The sequence below is a fragment of the Mesorhizobium sp. M0991 genome (genome assembly GCF_040318915.1).
Classification (GTDB): Bacteria; Pseudomonadota; Alphaproteobacteria; order Rhizobiales; family Rhizobiaceae; genus Mesorhizobium.
The window spans coordinates 1-17,195 of the sequence record NZ_JAMYNE010000062.1; the positions used below are offsets into that span (position 1 = coordinate 1).

Here is a 17,195-nt window from a genome sequence, read left to right on the forward strand (position 1 = left end):
TTTCCTCTGCCTTCAACGAATTGCTGGAAGTCGCCTTTCGTACGCGCCATGCCGACGGCGAACTGGCATGCAGGGTGTCTCGCCATGGCGCGACAGATAGGATCGAGTTAACATTTCCTTGCGTGCCAGAGGAGCGCCAATTCTACGAAGAAGCCGTGTCGCAGTTCGTAGGAATGGAGGCCAGAGAGCGGTATCTCAATTCGGTGTCTGGGGATCTCGCGCCGAGCCGCGAGGTCGTACTCCTGGAATTGGCTGTTGACTACAACGCGACACTCTGGATCGAGGACGCCGAGGGCGATGCAATCAAGCTTGTCGTGGACCTTCCGCTTGAGGGCTTGCAACATTGAGCCCTTACGACCTTCTCCCGCGCTTCAAGGCGCAATACGACGCCAATAACCAGGAGTTCTCCATTTCGGGAGTGGTCCGGCCTCAGGCGATCGATGAGCTTGGGCCGAGCATAGCATTGCTCCGCGATGCGATCGGCCATGTGCGCGGCGTTCTCTACGTCAATGTCAGGCGCCTGACGCAGATGAACAACGCTGCGTTTCACAGCTTTTCGAGGATCATCATCGACGCTTGTCGCGCTCGACCCGATCTCAAATTCGTGGTCATCACGTCAAGCGTCGTCGGATGGACCTCGCGAAAATTCGGTCGCCTGAGCGCAATCGAACCGAACATCACGGTCGAGGAGTATGACAGCGAATTCTATCCGGGGCAGGGTTTCCTTGAGGAAGGCGGGTTCGTACCCATCCTGCGCACTCAGACAAAGTTGACCTGGCGCCACGAGCGCGCAATCTTGCCGCGACACGGCATGAGGTCCGGGATCGTCATGGCCGACATCTGTTGCGGGATCGGTGATTTCGCTGTGCTCGTGCAGAAGGAGTTCCAGCCATCGCGGATCGTCGCCCTCGACCACTCCATATCAAGCCTAGACTATGCTCGACGGGTGATGCGGGAGTTCGATATCCGGGGCATCGAATATACCTATGGCGATGCGTCGGAAATGCTGCTCGACGAAGCGCAGTTCGACTTGGTGACCTGCCGACATTCCCTTCAAATCTTCAATCGACCTGCACTAATCCTCAAGGAGCTCTACCGCATATGCAAGCCAGGCGGGCGGGTCTACATCACCAACGAGAAGAATTCGCATTGCCTCGGCGAGCCGCGCGCCGAAAGCATTCGTTGGACCTACAACGAGGTGGCAAAGCTATTCGGGCATTTCGAGATGGACGTCGAGCTTGGGCCCAAGAGCCGGAGATACCTGATCGAAGCCGGATTCGAAGACATCCGTGTCGAGACCTTCATGGTCACTAACCTCGACGGCGATCCGCAGGATTTCGCCGATGTCATCGTGGCCTGGGCGGATATCTATGCGGGCGAGATGGCGAGCAAACGCGGCGACTGTCCGGAGTTCGTAGCACGGTTCCGGCAGGGCTTCCTGGACCACATTTTCGCTGCGCTCCACCCCAAGGGTTATGCGGGTTGGCCGATCTGGGTCGCATCCGGGAGACGGCCGCAATGAAAGCCGACAATGCGCCTGCACCGCGCTTCGGCCTGCGCTCCTTTCGAGCGAAATTCGTATTGGTCGTTGGCGGCGCCGTACTGTTCGACCTCCTGCTGAGCGGTGGTCTGGCGCTTTGGAATGTTCAAAAACTGTCGCGCGACGCCACATCGGAAGTCGGTGAGGGCCTGACGACCGCAAACGAGGAATACATTCGTTCCTATGCCGAGTCGACGGCGTTGAGCGTCGACCTGCTGCTCGATCGGGTTCATGGGGACGTCAAGGCGCTGACCGGCGTGCTGCAGGCCCAGATCGACGATCCGGGGAGGCAGCAACAGGTCGGAGCGACGCTTTCGCATGAGGCGCCCGGCTCGGTGAAGGTCGTCTACGACGCGCAGGGCGATTGGGCGCAGAATCTGCCGGGCGCGCCTTCCGTCGTAAGCGTCTGGGGCTACCTGTTGGGTGCCGACCACAGTCCGCTGCCGAGCGTTCAGCAGGAAATAGAAAACAGTACCGTCATCGATCTCGTCGCGCCGACTCTCATGGCCAACGGGTCGTCCAAACTGCAGATGTACTATATTGGTCCGAAAGAACGGCCGATCTTCAGAACGGTACCGTATACGGACCAGGCACAGACCTTCGACCGACTCTATCCAGGCCACAACAAGGCGGAGTTCTGGGAGTTCTTCTTTCCGGGGATCTATGGTTCATGGCAGCAATGGGCCAGGGATCCAGCCTCACGTCCGGTCCCTGACGATATTACACAAACAGCGCCTTACACCGATGCAATCACGGGAAAGCTGATCGTCAGCTTTTTCCATCCGCTGTGGACGCGCGATCGCAGCGGTATCGCCGGTACGGCGGGGGCAGACATCACTCTCGATCAGCTTGCGGAAGTGGTCGAACGTGTGAAGATCGCTGAAACCGGGTTCGGCTTCCTCACGATGTCGACTGGCAACGTGGTCGCGATCAATCCGTCGGGCCAGACGATCATCGGCCTGACTTCATCAAGCGATGCGGGCACGCAGGGCGTCACGGGCCTGGAGAGGTCCCTGCGGGGAAGTACGCAGCCGGCTATCGCGTCACTACCTCTCGACCAGAACAATGACGGTGTCATTCAGCATATCATGCTCGACAACAAGGGCGAACGCGTACCCTACATCGTTGTCCTCAAGCGATTGAAGCCGACCAATCTGTGGAGTTCGGGACCGATCAAGTCCGAAACGATGTCGGTCGGGATCGTCGTTCCCGAACGGGAGATCTATGCGTCCCTGTTCGCCGCGCAGGAGAGTATTTCTCGCGCAACCAATCGTATCCTGCTTTTTCAGATCGGTGCGATCGTCGTTTCGCTTCTGATTGTCTTTGCGGCCGTGCTCGGAATTTCGAAGCGGATCACTGCGGGCCTCAGGGCGCTTGCCAGCGCCGCCCAACGGCTCCAGTCCAAAGATTATTCAGTCCGCGTGAGCATTCCGACGCGCGACGAGGTTGGAGCGGCAGGGATCGCTTTCAACCGGATGGCTGAGCAGATCAGCTTTCACACGGAAAATCTCGAGCAACTCGTCGACGACCGAACCAGAGAGCTCGGGGACGCAAATCAGGAGATATCGGCGCTCAACGAAAAGTTGAGGGACGAGAACGTCCGCCTCGGTGCCGAGCTCGCAGTTGCCAGGCAGATCCAGATGATGGTCCTGCCGAAACCATTCGAACTCGAAGCGATTCCGGGGCTGGAGATCGCAGCCTACATGCGGCCGGCCGACGAGGTCGGCGGTGACTACTACGATGTCCTCCAGAACGGGCCACGGGTCAAGATCGGCATCGGCGACGTGACCGGTCATGGTCTCGAGAGCGGCGTGCTGATGCTAATGGTGCAATCCGTTGCACGCGCGCTGCAGGAAACCAACGAAAGGGATCCGCACCAGTTTCTGGATCGGCTGAACAGAGCGATCTACAAGAACATACAGCGGACGAACACCGATAAGCATCTCTCGCTGGCCTTTCTTGACTTTGAGGATGAGCGGGTGACGCTATCCGGCCAGCATGAGGACGTTCTCGTCGTGCGTGCGGATGGGGAAGTCGAACGCATCGATACGCTTGATCTGGGTCTGCCGGTTGGTCTGGAGAATGACATCTCGCAGTTCATTGCCACGCGTGACATCCTGTTCGGGAGTGGCGACGTGATCGTGCTGCACACCGACGGTGTGACCGAGGCGGAAGACCAAGACAGAAGACTGTTCGGGTTCGAGCGCCTGTGCCAGAGCGCGCGAAAACGTCATGGCAGGAGCGCCGAGGAAATCAAAACCGGGATCATCGAGGATCTGATGAGCCATATCGGAATCCAGAAGATCCACGACGACATCACCCTCGTGATCATAAGGCACACATAGGAATGACAGCGCTGTTCGGTACCCCTGATATTGCAATCGGAATGAAGGAGAGTGGCAGTCGCGTGCGGCTGTTCGACGGACCTCTCGACTTGAGTTGGCGTCATTGTGCTACGACCTCGGACTTCATCGCCGATCTTTTCGCGTTGCGCTTTCAGTCGTCCCGCAATGACTACATGGAAGTGCGGCACAGCATTGGATATCTGGTCAACGAGCTCATCGAAAATGCCGTCAAGTTTCGCGCACCGGGTGAGATCGTGATCGAGGCGTCGATGGATGCGCAGTGCTTCAAGCTCAAGGTGTCGAATGACGTCGATGGTGAAAGCGCGTCTGAGTTCCAAAGTCTCCTAGCGGACATCACGGTTGGCGACCCCAGAGACCTGCTGATACAGCGAATTGAAGCGAATGCTGCCAACCCCGACGTGGCAGGCTCCGGACTCGGATTGCTGACGTTGATGAGCGACTATGGCGCACGCCTGGCTTGGATATTCAGCTCCGCGGACGAAAGCCATCGGATTTGCCTGGAGACATATGCCTCCATTCCGATCTCGCAAATTCACGATTAGAGGAAACGAAGCCAGGCTATGGAAATCAGGACAGACGACTACCGCGTGTGGATTGAAGGAAGCGAGATTTTTTTCGACGGTGCAATGCGGCTTGCCAGCTCCGAGGCCAGTGCGCCCATCACGGCTTTGGCGACCAGTGTTCTTGCCTCAAATCCCTCTTCCATTACGCTCAATTTGAAGGACCTTCACTTTCTCAACTCTTCTGGCATCAACCTGCTGGCGAAATTTACCATCGAAGTGCGCAAACATCCCGATGTTCGACTCGTCGTGCGTGGAACGCCCGACATACCCTGGCAATCGAAATCATTGCCGAATCTGAAGAAACTGCATCCCGCTCTGGTGCTTTTGATGGACTAACCCGCTTCTCTCACCGCGCCCAGGCTCGAGCCGCATCTTGACTGGCGCGGGTCGGCGCTGCTCATCCCCGTTTTGAGGACGAGCGCAGCCAGCGCCGCGGAGAGCGGCGGTGCTGGGCTCTGCAATTTTCCTCTGTCGTTTGCGGGAAGGGTTCAGGTCCGGCGGCGTCAGCGGGCCGCGGCGCATATTCGAGCGTGGGCCAGGGCAAATTCGTCCGCGTATGGACAGGCTGAAGCCATTGCGACCTTGATCCGACGCACCGAGACACGGACCTGCGCACCGATCTTCAGCAGCTTCAGCCTGATCGTGCCGCAGGTGGCGTTGGCGAGTCTGGTGTGGGCGAGGCCAAGGCGGCGCAAGGCGCAGATCAGGACGTAGGCAAACGAGGCGAACCAGAGCCGCAGCTGATTGGCGCGCATGGTGTGAGCGCTGGTGCGGTCGGCGTAGAGGTCGAGCTGGCACTCCTTGATCCGGTTCTCCATGTCGCCGCGGGCACAGTAGAGATCCTCGTAAAGCCCCCGTGCCGCCCAACGCTTTGGCTTGAGCGAGGTCACGACGAAGCGCGGATTGGCGCCCTGCGTCGTCCACTCGGCCTTGGCGACGATCCGCCGTCGGCGTGACCAGCTGTCTAAAGTCGACCACATGAAGTCGCGGAACACGCGCGCGGCCTGGTCGCTTTTCCTGGATGCCAGGCGAGCTTCCTGCAAGGCTGGAGCGATCTTCTTCTCCAGCCGCTCGTTGCGGGCAAGGCCAAAGACATAGTCGACGCCGTTGGCCTCGCACCAGGCCATCAGCTCTTCCCGGGCAAAGCCGGAATCGGCGCGCAGGACAATGCGCACTCTGCGCCACTTCCTGCGGATCTGCCGCACGATCCGCTCGACCTCCTCGACCGCTCCCTTGCTGGCGTCGATGTTGGAACGCCTGAGCTTTGCCGCCAGCAGGTGCCGGCCGCAGAAGATGTAGAGCGGCAGGTAGCAGTAGCAGTTGTAGTAGCCGTGGAAGAACCGGCCTTCCTGGTGACCGTGCAGCGGGTCATCGGTGGCGTCGAGATCGAGCACGATCTCGCCCGGCGACGTGTCGTGGGCTTCCAGGAACAGGTCGACGAACAGAGCTTCGATCGCCTGCGTGTCGTGGCCGATCTTGTGGTAGCGCGTCGGCTCCCCGACCCGGTAGCTCCAGCCGGTTGAGCGTCGACTTGCCGGCAAGCACCGCGCAATCCTCCCGCTTCGGCGTCAGGCTTTCCGACACAAGGGCCAGCACGGGGTCGTGGCGGAGCGTGTCGTGGTCGTCGACGTCCTCATATCCCAGCGCGATCGCCGCGATGCGCTGTCCCACCAGCGTCTGTACGCTGTGCACCGTGCAGTCCGGATCGCGTCGGTCGATGAAGCAGGCAGCCACCCGGCCGAACAGGCCGACGGTTTTGTCAACCTGGCGCACAAGCAAGGCGCCGGCATCTGAGGTGATCGCTCCGCCGTCGAAACCGGCGACCACTTTATGGCCGTCGAAGCCTTCAAATTCGAGCTGGTCGGAGATGCGTGTGTGTGCATCGGACCCCGTTCCTGAATCTGGTAACTCTTTGTCACAAAAGAAGTTTCTCAGATTCTTGGGGCCGATGCACCCCTTACCTTGAGATATTCAGGCTAACCAGGTCCCGAAATTTGCCAGGGGACTGCGTGGGCTTGCGGCAACCCGAGATAGTATAGGTCAGCCGGGGACGATGCGGGAGCCCCGCACCGATAGTGAGAACGGTGCAGGAGCGCGGCGCCTACAGCGAATATGTACACCAGGATAAGTATTTGGATGCCAAGCTAACGACAATCCGGCCTCGTGCGCAGATGCTCGCAATGGCTCGGCGGGGGCTCGGCACAGGCGGCAGACGTCCAAGTTGGGGGGAGTCGGGCTGCCTGTGCCGATCAGCCGCCGCGCGACCAAAGGTGGCGTCATTGAGTAAGCGTGCCAAGGTGAACGGCGGCCAGCTGGAGTTCATTCCGCCGCAGATCCCGACTCGGGTCACGGAGCCGCCCGAAGATGAGGGATGGGTTCACGAGGTCAACCTTGACGGCTACCGAACGCAGATCATCATCGATAAAGGCGGCGTGCGTCTGTACAGCAAGAACGGCCGTAACTGGACCACGAAATACTGGCCCATCGCGCTGGCTGTCGAGCTGCCATGCCGGGCTGCCATTCTCGACGGCGAGGTCATTGTAACCGACGAGCGGGGCGCTCCCGATTTCTCTGCGCTGGAAGCCGCGATCTGGAACGAGCCGAGCCGGCTAGTATTCGTCGCGTTCGACATCCTCCATCTCGACGGTCGCAATCTTGCCCCCTTGCCCCTGCTGCAGCGCAAACAGGTGCTGTGGCAACTGGTTGAGCCTGGCGTCGGCAAGATCCAGTACAGCGAGCATTTCGAGGGCGATGCGCTAGCGATCTTCCGCGCCATCGAGAAGATAGGGCTGGAGGGCATCATCTCGAAGCGCGCCGATAGCCGCTACGGGAGCGGGCAATCGAAAACATGGCTGAAGGCCAAATATTTCGAGGAAGCCGATTCTGAGCATCGACGACAGCTTCTGTGAAGATCCTATGGGGATGGAAGGCGACCAGCGCTCTGCCAGAGTGAAGTCGCCAAACATCACCTGGAGGTCAGCATGCAAGCCAACACCACCAAAGCCCCGGCCGCTATCCGCGTCGATCTTGCCGCAATATTTGTCTCGTTAGAACTGTCTCGTTCAAAATGGCTCGTGACTTCGCTTTCGCCAGGTGGGGGCGAGAGAATGTCGAGACACCTCGTGTCGGGGGGCGACATTCCGGGTTTGCTCGATCACTTCGCAGAGCTGCAACGAAAGGCGGAAGTGCGGACAGGGCAGAGTTTCCGGGTCATATCAATCCAGGAAGCTGGTCTGGATGGATTCTGGATACATCGGGTCCTCGAACGCGAAGGCATCGAGAGTTATGTCGTGGACCCGGCATCCATTGCCACATCGCGTCGCCGCCGGCGGGCCAAGACCGACAGGATTGACGGGGAAGCACTGGTTCGAGCGTTGTTGGCCTACAACCGCGGCGAGCCTCGGGTTTGCGCGGTGTTGCGAGTGCCAACGCCGGAGGAGGAAGACCGTCGCAGGTTGGTGCGGGAGCGGAAGGCGCTGACGAACGAGCGGATCAGGCACGTCAACAGGATAAAGGGCCTTTTGTTCAGCCAAGGTGTGTCCGGATACGAACCGTTGAAAGGCGATCGACGCAAATGCCTCGACGCGCTCATTACCGGAGATGGGCGTCCGCTGCCGCCAGCGCTCATGGCGCAGATCAGCCGCGAGCCTGATCGCATCGAGTTGCTCATGGTCGGCGTCGGGATCACGCTGATTTACCGCTACGGGCCCAGCCGTGAAAGGGCAAAGTGGAAATGGGCGTCATGGGGCGCCTTCCTCGCGGCTGTGGTCTGGATCGCAGTCTCGATAGGATTCTCCTATTATCTTGAAAACTTCGCCAACTACAACGCGACGTATGGAGCCCTTGGGGCAGTCATCGGCTTGATGATGTGGACCTGGATCTCCGTGGTTATCCTGGTTGTAGGTGCGGAGCTGAATTCCGAGATGGAGCATCAGACAGCGATGGACACCACCACAGGTGCGCAGCAGCCGATGGGTGCGCGAGGTGCCACGGTCGCCGACATCCTGGGCGGATCGGCCGATGCCGCCGACCAGCAGTCGCGTTTGGACGAGCGCAACGCGTAGCTCGCCGATCACTTTGCATTTCCGCGCAACTTCGCTTGGCGCCAATGGCGGCGCTAGATGGCCGCCATCTTTCCAATAAGTTCTCGAGCGATGCGAGGTCTTGTAGGGCCGCCGCCTCTAATTCGCTGCTGCACTGCCGTGCTGCCCTCGAGGACTCCACATCGACGCGTGGCCCAGCAACGGCTCAAGGCGCTGGTCGCCCGGCTTGCCCAGGTGACTGGCGATTTCACCATCTAGAAGCAATGCAAAACCGCCGTCGCCGATGCCGAAATCCTCGCCAGCCTCGACGAGGTCATGTTCTGCTCAAGCGGTTGCGGCGGATGGAGTCGGCGCGCAACCCTCTACGGCGGCGACCGTTCACCCGGGGCGCGATGCAGCGCTGCTTGACCCGACGAAAGACGCTGCGCGCGTGCGTGCCATGTATACGCATCCCAGCTTCATCCGCCGAGGCGTGGGGCGTCTAATCCTCACGCTGTGCGAGGACGCCGCCCGCGGCGAGGGCTTCACAAGTGTCGAGCTTATGACAGCAACGATGGCCGGCAAACCGCTCTATCGGGCCTGCGGCTTTGAGGCGGTTGAAGAAGTCGTCGACAACAGAGGCGGAGCGGGCGTGCCACTGTTGCGGATGAGGAAGGCGTTGTGAATGATTGGCGGGCTCGCACTCATAGCCAGTAGCTGACGGTAGCTGCGAGGCAGACGCCGGCAAGGAAGTTCGTCGCCGACCGATCGCACCGAGTGGCGATGCGGCGGAAATCCTTGAGGCGCCCGAACATGCGCTCGATGGCGTTGCGCTCGCGGTAGAGGAACGGTGAGAAGCAGTTTTTCCAGCGCCGGGTGATGCTCACGCTGCCTTTCTGGCGGCTGCCCTGAACGGACGGTCGATGGTGAAGGCATCTGGACGGATGGCTGCCTCAACCTGGCTCCAGGTCACGGGATGAGCGATTGGGAAGCCAGGTCGCGCTCGTGGGGAGAAGGCGCCGACCGCCGTGTTGCCGCGCCCATTGCGGAGGTAATCAATGAAGATGCGGCCCTTTCGGGCTGCCGGCGCGGCGGACAGCAGATAACGGTCTGGATAAGCGTCAGCGAGGCGCTTGGCGAACGACCGGGCAAGGAGCCGGGCATTGTCGTGCGTGATCTTCGTCTCAAGTGGGGCCATCAGGTGAATTCCCTTGCCGCCCGTCACCTTCGGCCAGCTCTCCAGACCTTCTGGTTCCATGATGTCGCGGAGCGCTAGCGCGGTCCGGATGACCTCATCCCACTCTACCCCCTCACCCGGGTCGAGGTCCAGAACGATGCGGTCGGCATGCTCGATGTCGTCAAAGGTGGCGTTCCAGGGATGCAGCTCTACAGCATCCATCTCGACCAGCCCTAGCAGGCCGGCAAGGTCGTCCACCCACACGCGCACACCTTCGCCACCCTCGCGCTTCTGAAGGCGCAACTGATGCACTGCTGGCGGGATCTTCGGCAGCGCGCCCTTGTGGTAAAAGGTTGCGCCGAGAGCATGGCGGACCAGCTTCAGCGGTCGGTGGCCGAGATGGACGAGTGCGTGATCGGCAACCCTCTGCCAATAGCGCGCAAGCTCTTCTTTGGACGGCGAGACCGCGTCGGGCAGCAGTTGCAGGATGTTCTCGCTGGGAACGCCATGTTCCCGGGCTGGCCCACGTCGCTTTGACGGCGCAGGAGGCTTGGCCGGGATCGCCACGAGGTCTTCTCGCAGACCCTTGAACACGGCTTCACGCAGCACGCCGCGATCTGTGACGCCGCTGAATTGCACCTCGGCCAGCACGTCTGGTCTGACCCATGTCGCCTTCGGTTTCACAATGGGCTCTGACAGAGGCGACTTGCTGATGATCAGTGGGTCAAGCCGCTCTCGAACCAGTCGCGCAGCGCTCAAGGTGTAGCCGCTGCGAGCCTTCCCGGCATAGAGCAGTCGGTCGCCCTCGCGACGGCCTATGTAGAGCGATGCGATCCGGCGCGGGTGAGCGCCGAGCTTTTCCACGAAAGCGACAATGGGGAAGGTGTCGCTCTTGATGCACTTCACTTTGAGCCAACTGTGGATACCCGAGCGGTACGTGGCATCGGTGCGCTTGGACACAATCCCCTCCAAGCCCATTCGGCAGGCATGTTCAAACACCTCCGTGCCGCTCACCTCCAGATGCTCGGCATAGGTCAGTGTCGGCGCTGAGTTCTTAAGCAGCTTCTCTAGGGCTGCCTTGCGCCTCACCAGCGGCTGCTGTCGTAGATCGCGCCCGTTGAGGTGCAGCAGGTCGAACGCGTAGAAGATGAGCCTCGCCGAGTCTGGATTGCCCAACTCCCGTTCCAAGGCTTGGTAATCCGGCAGGCCGCCGTCGCCGAGAACGACAGCCTCCCCGTCGATGATCGCCGCCTTCAACGGCAAGCCCGCCGCCGCTTGAACAATTCGTCGGTATCGATGCGACCAGTCGTAGCCACGACGCGTGAAGGCCCGCGCTTTACCGCCCTCAATGATCAGCTCGGTGCGGTAGCCGTCGTATTTGATCTCGTGAAGCCATTCGCCGCCCTCGGGCGCATTCTCGACCAGCGTGGGCGACTGGAACTCAATGAAAGAGAGCTGGCCATCCCCAGCTTTGGAACTCATGGCACACTCCTGACCTTCCACCCAAACCTTGCGGCCACTGAATAGGTTCCGCAACAGGGCTGGCCGGAGGAGTAGGGCCCGGGCCGGTTTACCCGATCCTTGCTCGAACCGGGCGTGGTTGAGGGAACTCTTAGTTAAGCCGTCGCTTATGTACGAATGTCGCTCCATTGGTTCTCTCCGCCGGTCTCCGTAAGGACCACCCGTCCTGGCATTGCTTTATCAGTGCAACAACGTCGAGGGGGCCGCTGAGCAACTGTTGCAGTGGACCAAGCGTGGCCCCAAGTGGCACAGCGCAGTGCAGCTCTGCATGGATGCCATGATCGATCAGGTGAAACCCGAAGTGGTCCGCAGGGCGTTTCTCGAAGCGGCCAAGGAAGAGGGAACCTAGTGCCTCCTTAGCATCTGCGACCGAAAGCCCTACTCTTGGTCGGGCACGAACCTGACAAAGAGCATCGTCGGCTCTGCAGCGAGGCGGCGGTCGTAGAAATGGCAAGCGAGGACCATTGGCTTGCCCGACTACCGCTGCGCCTTCAGCGATAGTCAAGCTATCCGGCATTTAAGCTGACTTGCAGGGGATTTTCTCTGGCGGCCTTCTCACTATCGATAATCACCTCTTATCGATAGCGATCAGACCAAGGCTTGACCAATCTGCGGAATCGGCGCTATCGTGGCGCAGAATCGTGTTTGTCGTGCATGGCTGGGCTCAGCGCGACGCGAGTCGAGCAAGCTCCTACGAGGACAAAACAATGACCATCACGGTGAAAATTGGCGAGGCCAAAACCCACCTTTCGGAACTGCTCGCTAAGGTCGAGGCCGGTGAGGAGGTGATCATTTCGCGCGGCAACGATCCCATTGCCAAGCTGTCCCGCCTTCCCCAAAACCAGGATCTGGGCGCCTTGATCGAAGAGGTCCGCGCCGCGCGGGCACGCGCGAAACCTGTCACCACCGAGGAAATTCTGGCCTGGAAGCATGAAGGCCACCGTTACTGATGCGTCTCGTCCTGGACGCGTCCATAGCCGCGGCCTGGCTGCTGCCGGAGGAGCACAGCGCGGTCGCCGAGACCCTGGTTGCCGGCCTGACGGGGCGATCGCCGGTGCCGTCGCTGTTCTGGCACGAGGCCCGCAGTGTCGTGCTGATGGCCGAGCGGCGTAGCCGCATCGCCGCAGGCGAAGCGGCCACCGCCATGGCACGGCTGCGCCGATTGCCGCTGGAGGACGCCGGCGGCGGGTCGGACGGCGCGGTGCTGGCGCTAGCGGCCGCGCACGGTCTCAGTGCCTATGACGCCGCCTACCTTGCGCTGGCAATCGAAACCGAGTTGCCGCTGGCGACCCTCGATCGCAAGCTCGCCGTTGCCGCGCGCGGCAAGGGAGTCCGCATTTTCGGACCGCTCGCCAATGGCAACTGACCTCGTCGCTCGGCCACCTGGCAATGATGTTCGACGCGCCGAGGCGCTCGACGCATTGGATTCGGTGCTGCCCTTCGACCGGCGCGATCTTTTGGCCGAAATCCTGACCGACGACGATGTCGCAACGCTGCGCCACCTGGCCAAAGAAGGCATCGGCGCAAACTCTCTCCGCGCGCTGGCCTCCGACCTTGGCTATCTCGAGGCATGGTCTTTTGCCGCCACCGGTTCTCCGCTGCCCTGGCCGGCGCCGGAAGCGCTTTTGATCAAATTCGTCGCCCACCACCTGTGGGATTCTTCCCGGCGCGAGAGTGATCCGACCCATGGCATGCCGGCTGACATAGCGGCGTCGCTGGTAGCCCAGGGCCTGTTACGGGTGACAAAAAGACCGCATGCGCCGTCCACCGTGCGCCGGCGCCTGTCGAGCTGGTCCACCTTGACCAGATGGCGCGGACTTGTCGGAAACTTCAACGCGCCGGGGCTGCAGAGCGCCATCAGACTGGCGGTGCGCGCCGGCGCCCGGCCGCGGAACCGCAAGAGCAAGAAGCCGGTGACCGCCGACATTTTGACCGCCCTCCTGAAGGCCTGCGCCGGCGACCGCCTCGTCGACATGCGCGATCGCGCGCTGCTCATCACCGCCTTCGCCTCGGGCGGTCGCCGCCGCAGCGAGGTTTCTGACCTCCGCGTCGAACAGCTCATCGAAGAAGAGCCGGTGCCCGCGAATCCCAAGGATTCAGAGGGGCAAAAAATTTCCTGCCTAAAAATCCGGCTCGGCCGGACCAAGGCGACACAGGCCGATGGCGACGCTTTCGTGCTGCTCGTCGGCCGGCCGGTGACGGTGCTGCGAGCGTGGCTCGAGCGCGCCGGCGTCACTGAAGGCGCCGTGTTTCGCGGCATCGACCGCTGGGGCAATCTCGAAGCGCGCGCCCTGACGCCGCAGGCCGTCAATCTGATCCTGAAGCGCCGTATCGCCGAGGCCGGGTTCGATCCGCAAGCCTTCTCCGCCCACGGCCTGCGCTCCGGCTATCTCACCGAAACCGCACGCCGCGGCATTCCGTTGCCCGAAGCCATGCAGCAGTCGCAGCATCGCTCTGTGCAGCAGGCCTCGAACTACTACAATGACGCGGAATGCACGCTCGGGCGGGCGGCGCGGATAATCGTCTGAGTCGCAGATCGATCCGACCCTTGCGGCGTCAGCTCCAGCACAGTTGGTTCCGAGGCAGCCCGACGTCCGGGATAGATCACCCTGACTTGATGCGGAAGCACCTCGCCCCAGCTCCACAGCACGAGGTTCTGATCGGATGTGTCGGCACCTGGCGCGAAGCTGGGCACGAGAATGCCGAACTTGCCTTCAGCAACGAGGCGGTCATAAATGCTCCATGACGGCGGCCGTTTGCCATCGGCGAGAAAATCCATCCAGCCACAAGCCATATCTTCGAACCGGATCCCGGCGTCGGCCTGGCCTTGCGCCGTCCTCAGATTGATAATGTCATCGCAATCGATCTCGCATGAGCAGAGCACGCACGGATCAATGCGATGTGCAAAACCCTGATTGGCCTCCTTCACGGCCGTCATGACGTCGAGCGCCAGATAAAGCGTAGGCACACCTTTCGGGTTGAATCTGGCACCCCGAATAGCCGCTCCGTCGCCTGAGATCGGCTGGAAGGACCAACGCGGATCATGGGCGCGGTAGCAAATTCCGGCAAATCTCAAGCAAAGCCACGAACGGCGACATGATCCAGGTAGTCGCGAACCGCGCTGGCCTTGCCTTCCTTAACCAGAGCTTCCGCCGTCCGCCCGCCGAATGCCGGTATCGGCTGCGCCCGGTACCAGGCCATCGCCTGCTCCTTGCCTCCAGCCCAGTCGGTCACCCTGCTGATGATCTCAAGCATTTCGCGAAGGCGACCTTGCGTCTTTGCAGCATGGCTACGCTCAACCCTATAGACGGTTTCCCGCGCAAGACCCGCCGTTTCGGCAAGCTGACCTTTGGACATACCGAATCCATCCGCAACCTGGGCGATAGCGATCTTCCCAGCCCGATCCATATAGGACAGCACCAACGCTTCGTTCTGAACTGGAACTTTCAACGCTTGGGTCATCCTTGTCTCCAATGCCATATTCAGAAACACGTTTCTTGTGCACAAGACATGGCATTGTGCGACGGACTACAAGCCTCGGTTGCCTGACGGGACGTCGTTGAGGCCTCACCAGACGCCTTCATACGTTCGTTTTCTGGCACATTCCTTGTGTACAAACGCCCTAAAAAACCCTCCTAAAAACGGCCGAATGCGCGCACAACCGCGAATCCCTGCGGCGCGGCGATCAGGATGAGGTCTCTCCCAGATCGCCGCGCTATAAATCCCCTGATCCGCCTCATTGGCGGCCGCGTCTCAACCGAGAACCAGGCGACCGCCCAAGTCGACGAACTCAAAGGCGGCCGGCGGCCGCTTGGTCCATCAGGAGCACGGCTCCTGCGCCTCGCGCTCCCGGCCGGTGCTGACGAAGCTGATGCGCAAGATAGCCGCATATGGGACACACCGCTATGGCGATATGGCGCCCAGAATCTCAAGAGTCGCCGCCGGCGATAGCCTGCCAAGACTGTCACCCACGCTTGCCCTGGGCACCCGTAATGGAAATGATGGCGGGCGCTAGCGTGACGAACAGGATATAAGGCTCTCTGGCAGCAAGCTGGTTGAGGAAGCCCCACCGTCATGAAGCCAATGAACGAAGAGCACCTCGCGGTCCTACGCAGGCACATGGTCGAGATGATTGCAATCCATACCGACCTTGCAAGCGAAGAACTCGGCAAGGCGGCGCTCGATGAGCGGGTGATGGCAGCGATGCGGCGAGTGCCGCGGCATCTCTTTGTGCCAGCCTCGGTTGCACCTTATGCCTACCAGGACATGCCGCTGCCGATCGGCTTCGATAAAACCGTCTCGCAGCCTTTCATCGTCGCTCTCATGACCGATCTCCTCGCGCTGCAACCGCACGAGGCGGTGCTCGAGATCGGCACCGGCCTGGGCTATCAAACCGCAATTCTCGCGGAGCTCGCCGGGCAAGTTTGGAGCGTCGAAATCATCGAGGAATTCGCAACCCATGCCGAGGCTCTGCTGCAGGGCCTCGGCTTATCCAATGTCGGCATTCGTGTCGGAGACGGGTCGCGCGGCTGGCCCGAGCACGCCCCATACGACAAGATCCTGGTCACCGTCGCTGCTGGGCGGGCGCCGCCGGCCTTGCTTGAGCAGCTCAAGCCGGGGGGACGCCTGGTTCTGCCTGTGGGACCTGAAGATGTGCAGTTGCTGACGGTCATCGACAAGGATTCGGCAGGGCAACAGAAGACTCGCAAACTCATCCCGGTTCGGTTCAGCCGGCTCGAAACGGTCTAATGAGGTGCGACAACTGGCGCGACCGCGCTTTTCCGACCGTCAATCAGATGCCTGCCAGCCTTCCGCGTTTCTTCGCCCTTGGTGAACGCGAAAAAACGGTAGAGTGGAGGTGTGGCGGGGTGGCGGTAGGTTGAACATATCTGTTTGCCGCCCCTTTCGTCTGGCGGTGCCTTACTGGTTCAACCTTGGCTCCGTTTCCACACCCGCTCATCGAACCGGACCTGCAGATCTCCCGCATCCGGCTCTCGGACAAGTACTCACGCCTTCACCCACGACACGCCACGTCCAAGTCGGGTCAGACGTACGAGCCCGAAGTGCTCGTAAAGATGCGAGTCTGGATTGGCCCGCCCTTGCATCGTCTGGTCTTGTGCTTGGAACGCAGCCACCGCCGCAACCGCACTGCAGTGTAACTGTCGAGTACCCGGTATGCCTTGCTGGTGGTTCCTACCGAGAAGTAGTTCGCCCATCCGCGCAGCATCCGGTTTACCTTCGCTACCAACAATGTGGTCTCTTGCCATGTACCCTTTCGGTCGGTCAGCGCATCGATGTTCTCCACAGCGCGCCTGATGCTCTTCTTCTATGGCCGTTGCGCCAAGCGGGCCGCTGACGATCCTTTCCGGTCGATCTTTCAGAGAATAGGTGGAAGGGGATCTCGCCGTGTGATGGCCGGTGCGGGCACTATAGCTCGGGCCAGAGTGACGCAAGCAAAAGCAGCACAATTCCAATGAATGCGACATTCCAGACGAGCGAAACGAACCAGGGGAACCCCCCGCTGCGTAGGGCGGGAGATAAACCAGCCCGGCTGAGAAATAGAGACTAGCTCCCCATTCGCTGAGGCCGCTCTCACGACAGAGCGCATGGACAAGGAAGACTCCAGCCACGAACACCGGGAACGTGTCCAGGGCGGAAGCGGATTGGCAGCCAACCGCAGAGCTGGAGCCCGCTCCCGCCCCTATCCTCCCGCCGACGTTCCCGGCATCGGGATGTTCATTGTGGTTCCAGCCGTAGGGGGAAATGGCAGCCGAATGAATACGCCCCAACAAATGCCAGCGCTACCCGAATTCGACGCCGATTCGAATCGTTACGTCCTTCATCTACGACTGCTCACAAGATTGTTAACAATCTGAAAAAGTTTTGTTGACAGATGATTGATTTGAGCCTTCACTCACAAGAGTCCGCGTATCGGTCGAGTTCTGTCGCAACAATGCGCGGCCTCCAAAGGGGAAAGAACAATGATCAACAGACGTTCAATAATCA

General features: G+C 60.8%; 15 protein-coding genes and 4 pseudogenes. 13 read left to right on the plus strand and 6 right to left on the minus strand.

The window, feature by feature from the left end; genetic code table 11:
* The 5 genes and pseudogenes from NKH70_RS34425 to NKH70_RS34445 all read left to right on the plus strand — a co-directional run.
* Positions 1-347 (plus strand): annotated as a pseudogene (locus NKH70_RS34425) (ubiquinone biosynthesis methyltransferase UbiE); the annotation flags it as partial.
* A complete protein-coding gene (locus NKH70_RS34430) occupies positions 344-1,522 on the plus strand; it encodes a methyltransferase domain-containing protein (protein ID WP_353027372.1) in 1,179 nt (392 codons plus the stop codon). The pseudogene NKH70_RS34425 and the gene NKH70_RS34430, both read left to right, overlap by 4 nt.
* Complete coding sequence (locus NKH70_RS34435; RefSeq protein WP_352528553.1) at positions 1,519-3,885, plus strand: SpoIIE family protein phosphatase; 2,367 nt, start codon at positions 1,519-1,521, stop codon at positions 3,883-3,885. The genes NKH70_RS34430 and NKH70_RS34435 overlap by 4 nt, the downstream gene beginning before the upstream one ends.
* 2 nt (positions 3,886-3,887) lie before the next feature.
* Complete coding sequence (locus NKH70_RS34440) at positions 3,888-4,448, plus strand: slr1658 superfamily regulator (protein ID WP_352528551.1); 561 nt, start codon at positions 3,888-3,890, stop codon at positions 4,446-4,448.
* 18 nt (positions 4,449-4,466) lie between these two features.
* On the plus strand, positions 4,467-4,805 hold the full coding sequence (locus tag NKH70_RS34445; RefSeq protein ID WP_352528549.1) for a slr1659 superfamily regulator: 339 nt from the start codon (positions 4,467-4,469) through the stop codon (positions 4,803-4,805).
* Between the two features lie 167 nt (positions 4,806-4,972).
* On the opposite strand, the pseudogene NKH70_RS34450 reads toward NKH70_RS34445, so the two are convergent.
* Positions 4,973-6,338 (minus strand): annotated as a pseudogene (locus NKH70_RS34450) (IS1380 family transposase).
* A 263-nt stretch (positions 6,339-6,601) separates the two neighbouring features.
* On the opposite strand from NKH70_RS34450, the gene NKH70_RS34455 reads away from it, so the two are divergent.
* From NKH70_RS34455 to NKH70_RS34465, 3 genes are all read left to right on the plus strand, one after another.
* The gene (locus tag NKH70_RS34455) at positions 6,602-7,378 is read left to right on the plus strand and encodes an ATP-dependent DNA ligase (protein ID WP_353027373.1); all 777 of its coding nucleotides are present in this window, start codon (positions 6,602-6,604) and stop codon (positions 7,376-7,378) included.
* A 72-nt stretch (positions 7,379-7,450) separates the two neighbouring features.
* Positions 7,451-8,533 (plus strand): YhjD/YihY/BrkB family envelope integrity protein, encoded by a 1,083-nt coding sequence (locus NKH70_RS34460; protein WP_353027374.1) that lies wholly within the window; start codon positions 7,451-7,453, stop codon positions 8,531-8,533.
* A gap of 418 nt (positions 8,534-8,951) precedes the next feature.
* Positions 8,952-9,176 carry a GNAT family N-acetyltransferase gene (locus NKH70_RS34465; RefSeq protein WP_353027375.1) on the plus strand — a complete coding sequence of 75 codons (225 nt, stop codon included), beginning with the start codon at positions 8,952-8,954 and terminating at the stop codon, positions 9,174-9,176.
* 19 nt (positions 9,177-9,195) lie between these two features.
* Here the strand turns inward: NKH70_RS34465 and NKH70_RS34470 are convergent.
* Positions 9,196-9,366, minus strand: a pseudogene (locus NKH70_RS34470) (IS5/IS1182 family transposase); the annotation flags it as partial.
* An 8-nt stretch (positions 9,367-9,374) separates the two neighbouring features.
* Positions 9,375-11,150 (minus strand): DNA ligase D, encoded by a 1,776-nt coding sequence (gene ligD, locus NKH70_RS34475; protein ID WP_353027376.1) that lies wholly within the window; start codon positions 11,148-11,150, stop codon positions 9,375-9,377.
* A gap of 256 nt (positions 11,151-11,406) precedes the next feature.
* Between ligD and NKH70_RS34480 the strand changes: the two genes are divergently transcribed.
* From NKH70_RS34480 to NKH70_RS34495, 4 genes are all read left to right on the plus strand, one after another.
* The gene (locus tag NKH70_RS34480) at positions 11,407-11,538 is read left to right on the plus strand and encodes a DUF982 domain-containing protein (RefSeq protein WP_353027377.1); all 132 of its coding nucleotides are present in this window, start codon (positions 11,407-11,409) and stop codon (positions 11,536-11,538) included.
* Between the two features lie 358 nt (positions 11,539-11,896).
* Positions 11,897-12,139, plus strand: a complete 243-nt coding sequence (locus tag NKH70_RS34485) for a type II toxin-antitoxin system Phd/YefM family antitoxin (RefSeq protein ID WP_352528537.1) — start codon at positions 11,897-11,899, stop codon at positions 12,137-12,139.
* Positions 12,139-12,555, plus strand: a complete 417-nt coding sequence (locus tag NKH70_RS34490; protein WP_352548630.1) for a type II toxin-antitoxin system VapC family toxin — start codon at positions 12,139-12,141, stop codon at positions 12,553-12,555. Before NKH70_RS34485 ends, NKH70_RS34490 begins: the two co-directional genes overlap by 1 nt.
* Positions 12,545-13,717 (plus strand): tyrosine-type recombinase/integrase, encoded by a 1,173-nt coding sequence (locus tag NKH70_RS34495; RefSeq protein ID WP_353027378.1) that lies wholly within the window; start codon positions 12,545-12,547, stop codon positions 13,715-13,717. The genes NKH70_RS34490 and NKH70_RS34495 overlap by 11 nt, the downstream gene beginning before the upstream one ends.
* Before the next feature lie 28 nt (positions 13,718-13,745).
* On the opposite strand, the pseudogene NKH70_RS34500 reads toward NKH70_RS34495, so the two are convergent.
* Together NKH70_RS34500 and NKH70_RS34505 are read right to left on the minus strand one after the other, a co-directional pair.
* Positions 13,746-14,265, minus strand: a pseudogene (locus NKH70_RS34500) (RES family NAD+ phosphorylase).
* Complete coding sequence (locus tag NKH70_RS34505; protein WP_352780352.1) at positions 14,262-14,651, minus strand: MbcA/ParS/Xre antitoxin family protein; 390 nt, start codon at positions 14,649-14,651, stop codon at positions 14,262-14,264. The pseudogene NKH70_RS34500 and the gene NKH70_RS34505 overlap by 4 nt, the downstream one beginning before the upstream one ends.
* A 612-nt stretch (positions 14,652-15,263) precedes the next feature.
* Here NKH70_RS34505 and NKH70_RS34515 point away from each other — a divergent pair.
* A complete protein-coding gene (locus NKH70_RS34515) occupies positions 15,264-15,938 on the plus strand; it encodes a protein-L-isoaspartate(D-aspartate) O-methyltransferase (RefSeq protein ID WP_353027379.1) in 675 nt (224 codons plus the stop codon).
* 295 nt (positions 15,939-16,233) lie between these two features.
* On the opposite strand, the gene NKH70_RS34520 is transcribed toward NKH70_RS34515, so the two are convergent.
* Positions 16,234-16,494, minus strand: coding sequence for a group II intron maturase-specific domain-containing protein (locus NKH70_RS34520; protein ID WP_352782983.1), 261 nt, complete (start codon positions 16,492-16,494; stop codon positions 16,234-16,236).
* Positions 16,495-17,195 lie beyond the last annotated feature (701 nt).

Coding starts and splice junctions, on each gene's coding strand:
- NKH70_RS34435 (WP_352528553.1), top strand. CDS start 1,519: ATGAAAGCCGACAATGCGCCTGCACCGCGCTTCGGCCTGCGCTCCTTT.
- NKH70_RS34440 (WP_352528551.1), top strand. CDS start 3,888: ATGACAGCGCTGTTCGGTACCCCTGATATTGCAATCGGAATGAAGGAG.
- NKH70_RS34445 (WP_352528549.1), top strand. CDS start 4,467: ATGGAAATCAGGACAGACGACTACCGCGTGTGGATTGAAGGAAGCGAG.
- NKH70_RS34460 (WP_353027374.1), top strand. CDS start 7,451: ATGCAAGCCAACACCACCAAAGCCCCGGCCGCTATCCGCGTCGATCTT.
- NKH70_RS34465 (WP_353027375.1), top strand. CDS start 8,952: ATGTATACGCATCCCAGCTTCATCCGCCGAGGCGTGGGGCGTCTAATC.
- ligD (WP_353027376.1), bottom strand. CDS start 11,150: ATGAGTTCCAAAGCTGGGGATGGCCAGCTCTCTTTCATTGAGTTCCAG.
- NKH70_RS34485 (WP_352528537.1), top strand. CDS start 11,897: ATGACCATCACGGTGAAAATTGGCGAGGCCAAAACCCACCTTTCGGAA.
- NKH70_RS34490 (WP_352548630.1), top strand. CDS start 12,139: ATGCGTCTCGTCCTGGACGCGTCCATAGCCGCGGCCTGGCTGCTGCCG.
- NKH70_RS34495 (WP_353027378.1), top strand. CDS start 12,545: ATGGCAACTGACCTCGTCGCTCGGCCACCTGGCAATGATGTTCGACGC.
- NKH70_RS34505 (WP_352780352.1), bottom strand. CDS start 14,651: ATGACCCAAGCGTTGAAAGTTCCAGTTCAGAACGAAGCGTTGGTGCTG.
- NKH70_RS34515 (WP_353027379.1), top strand. CDS start 15,264: ATGAAGCCAATGAACGAAGAGCACCTCGCGGTCCTACGCAGGCACATG.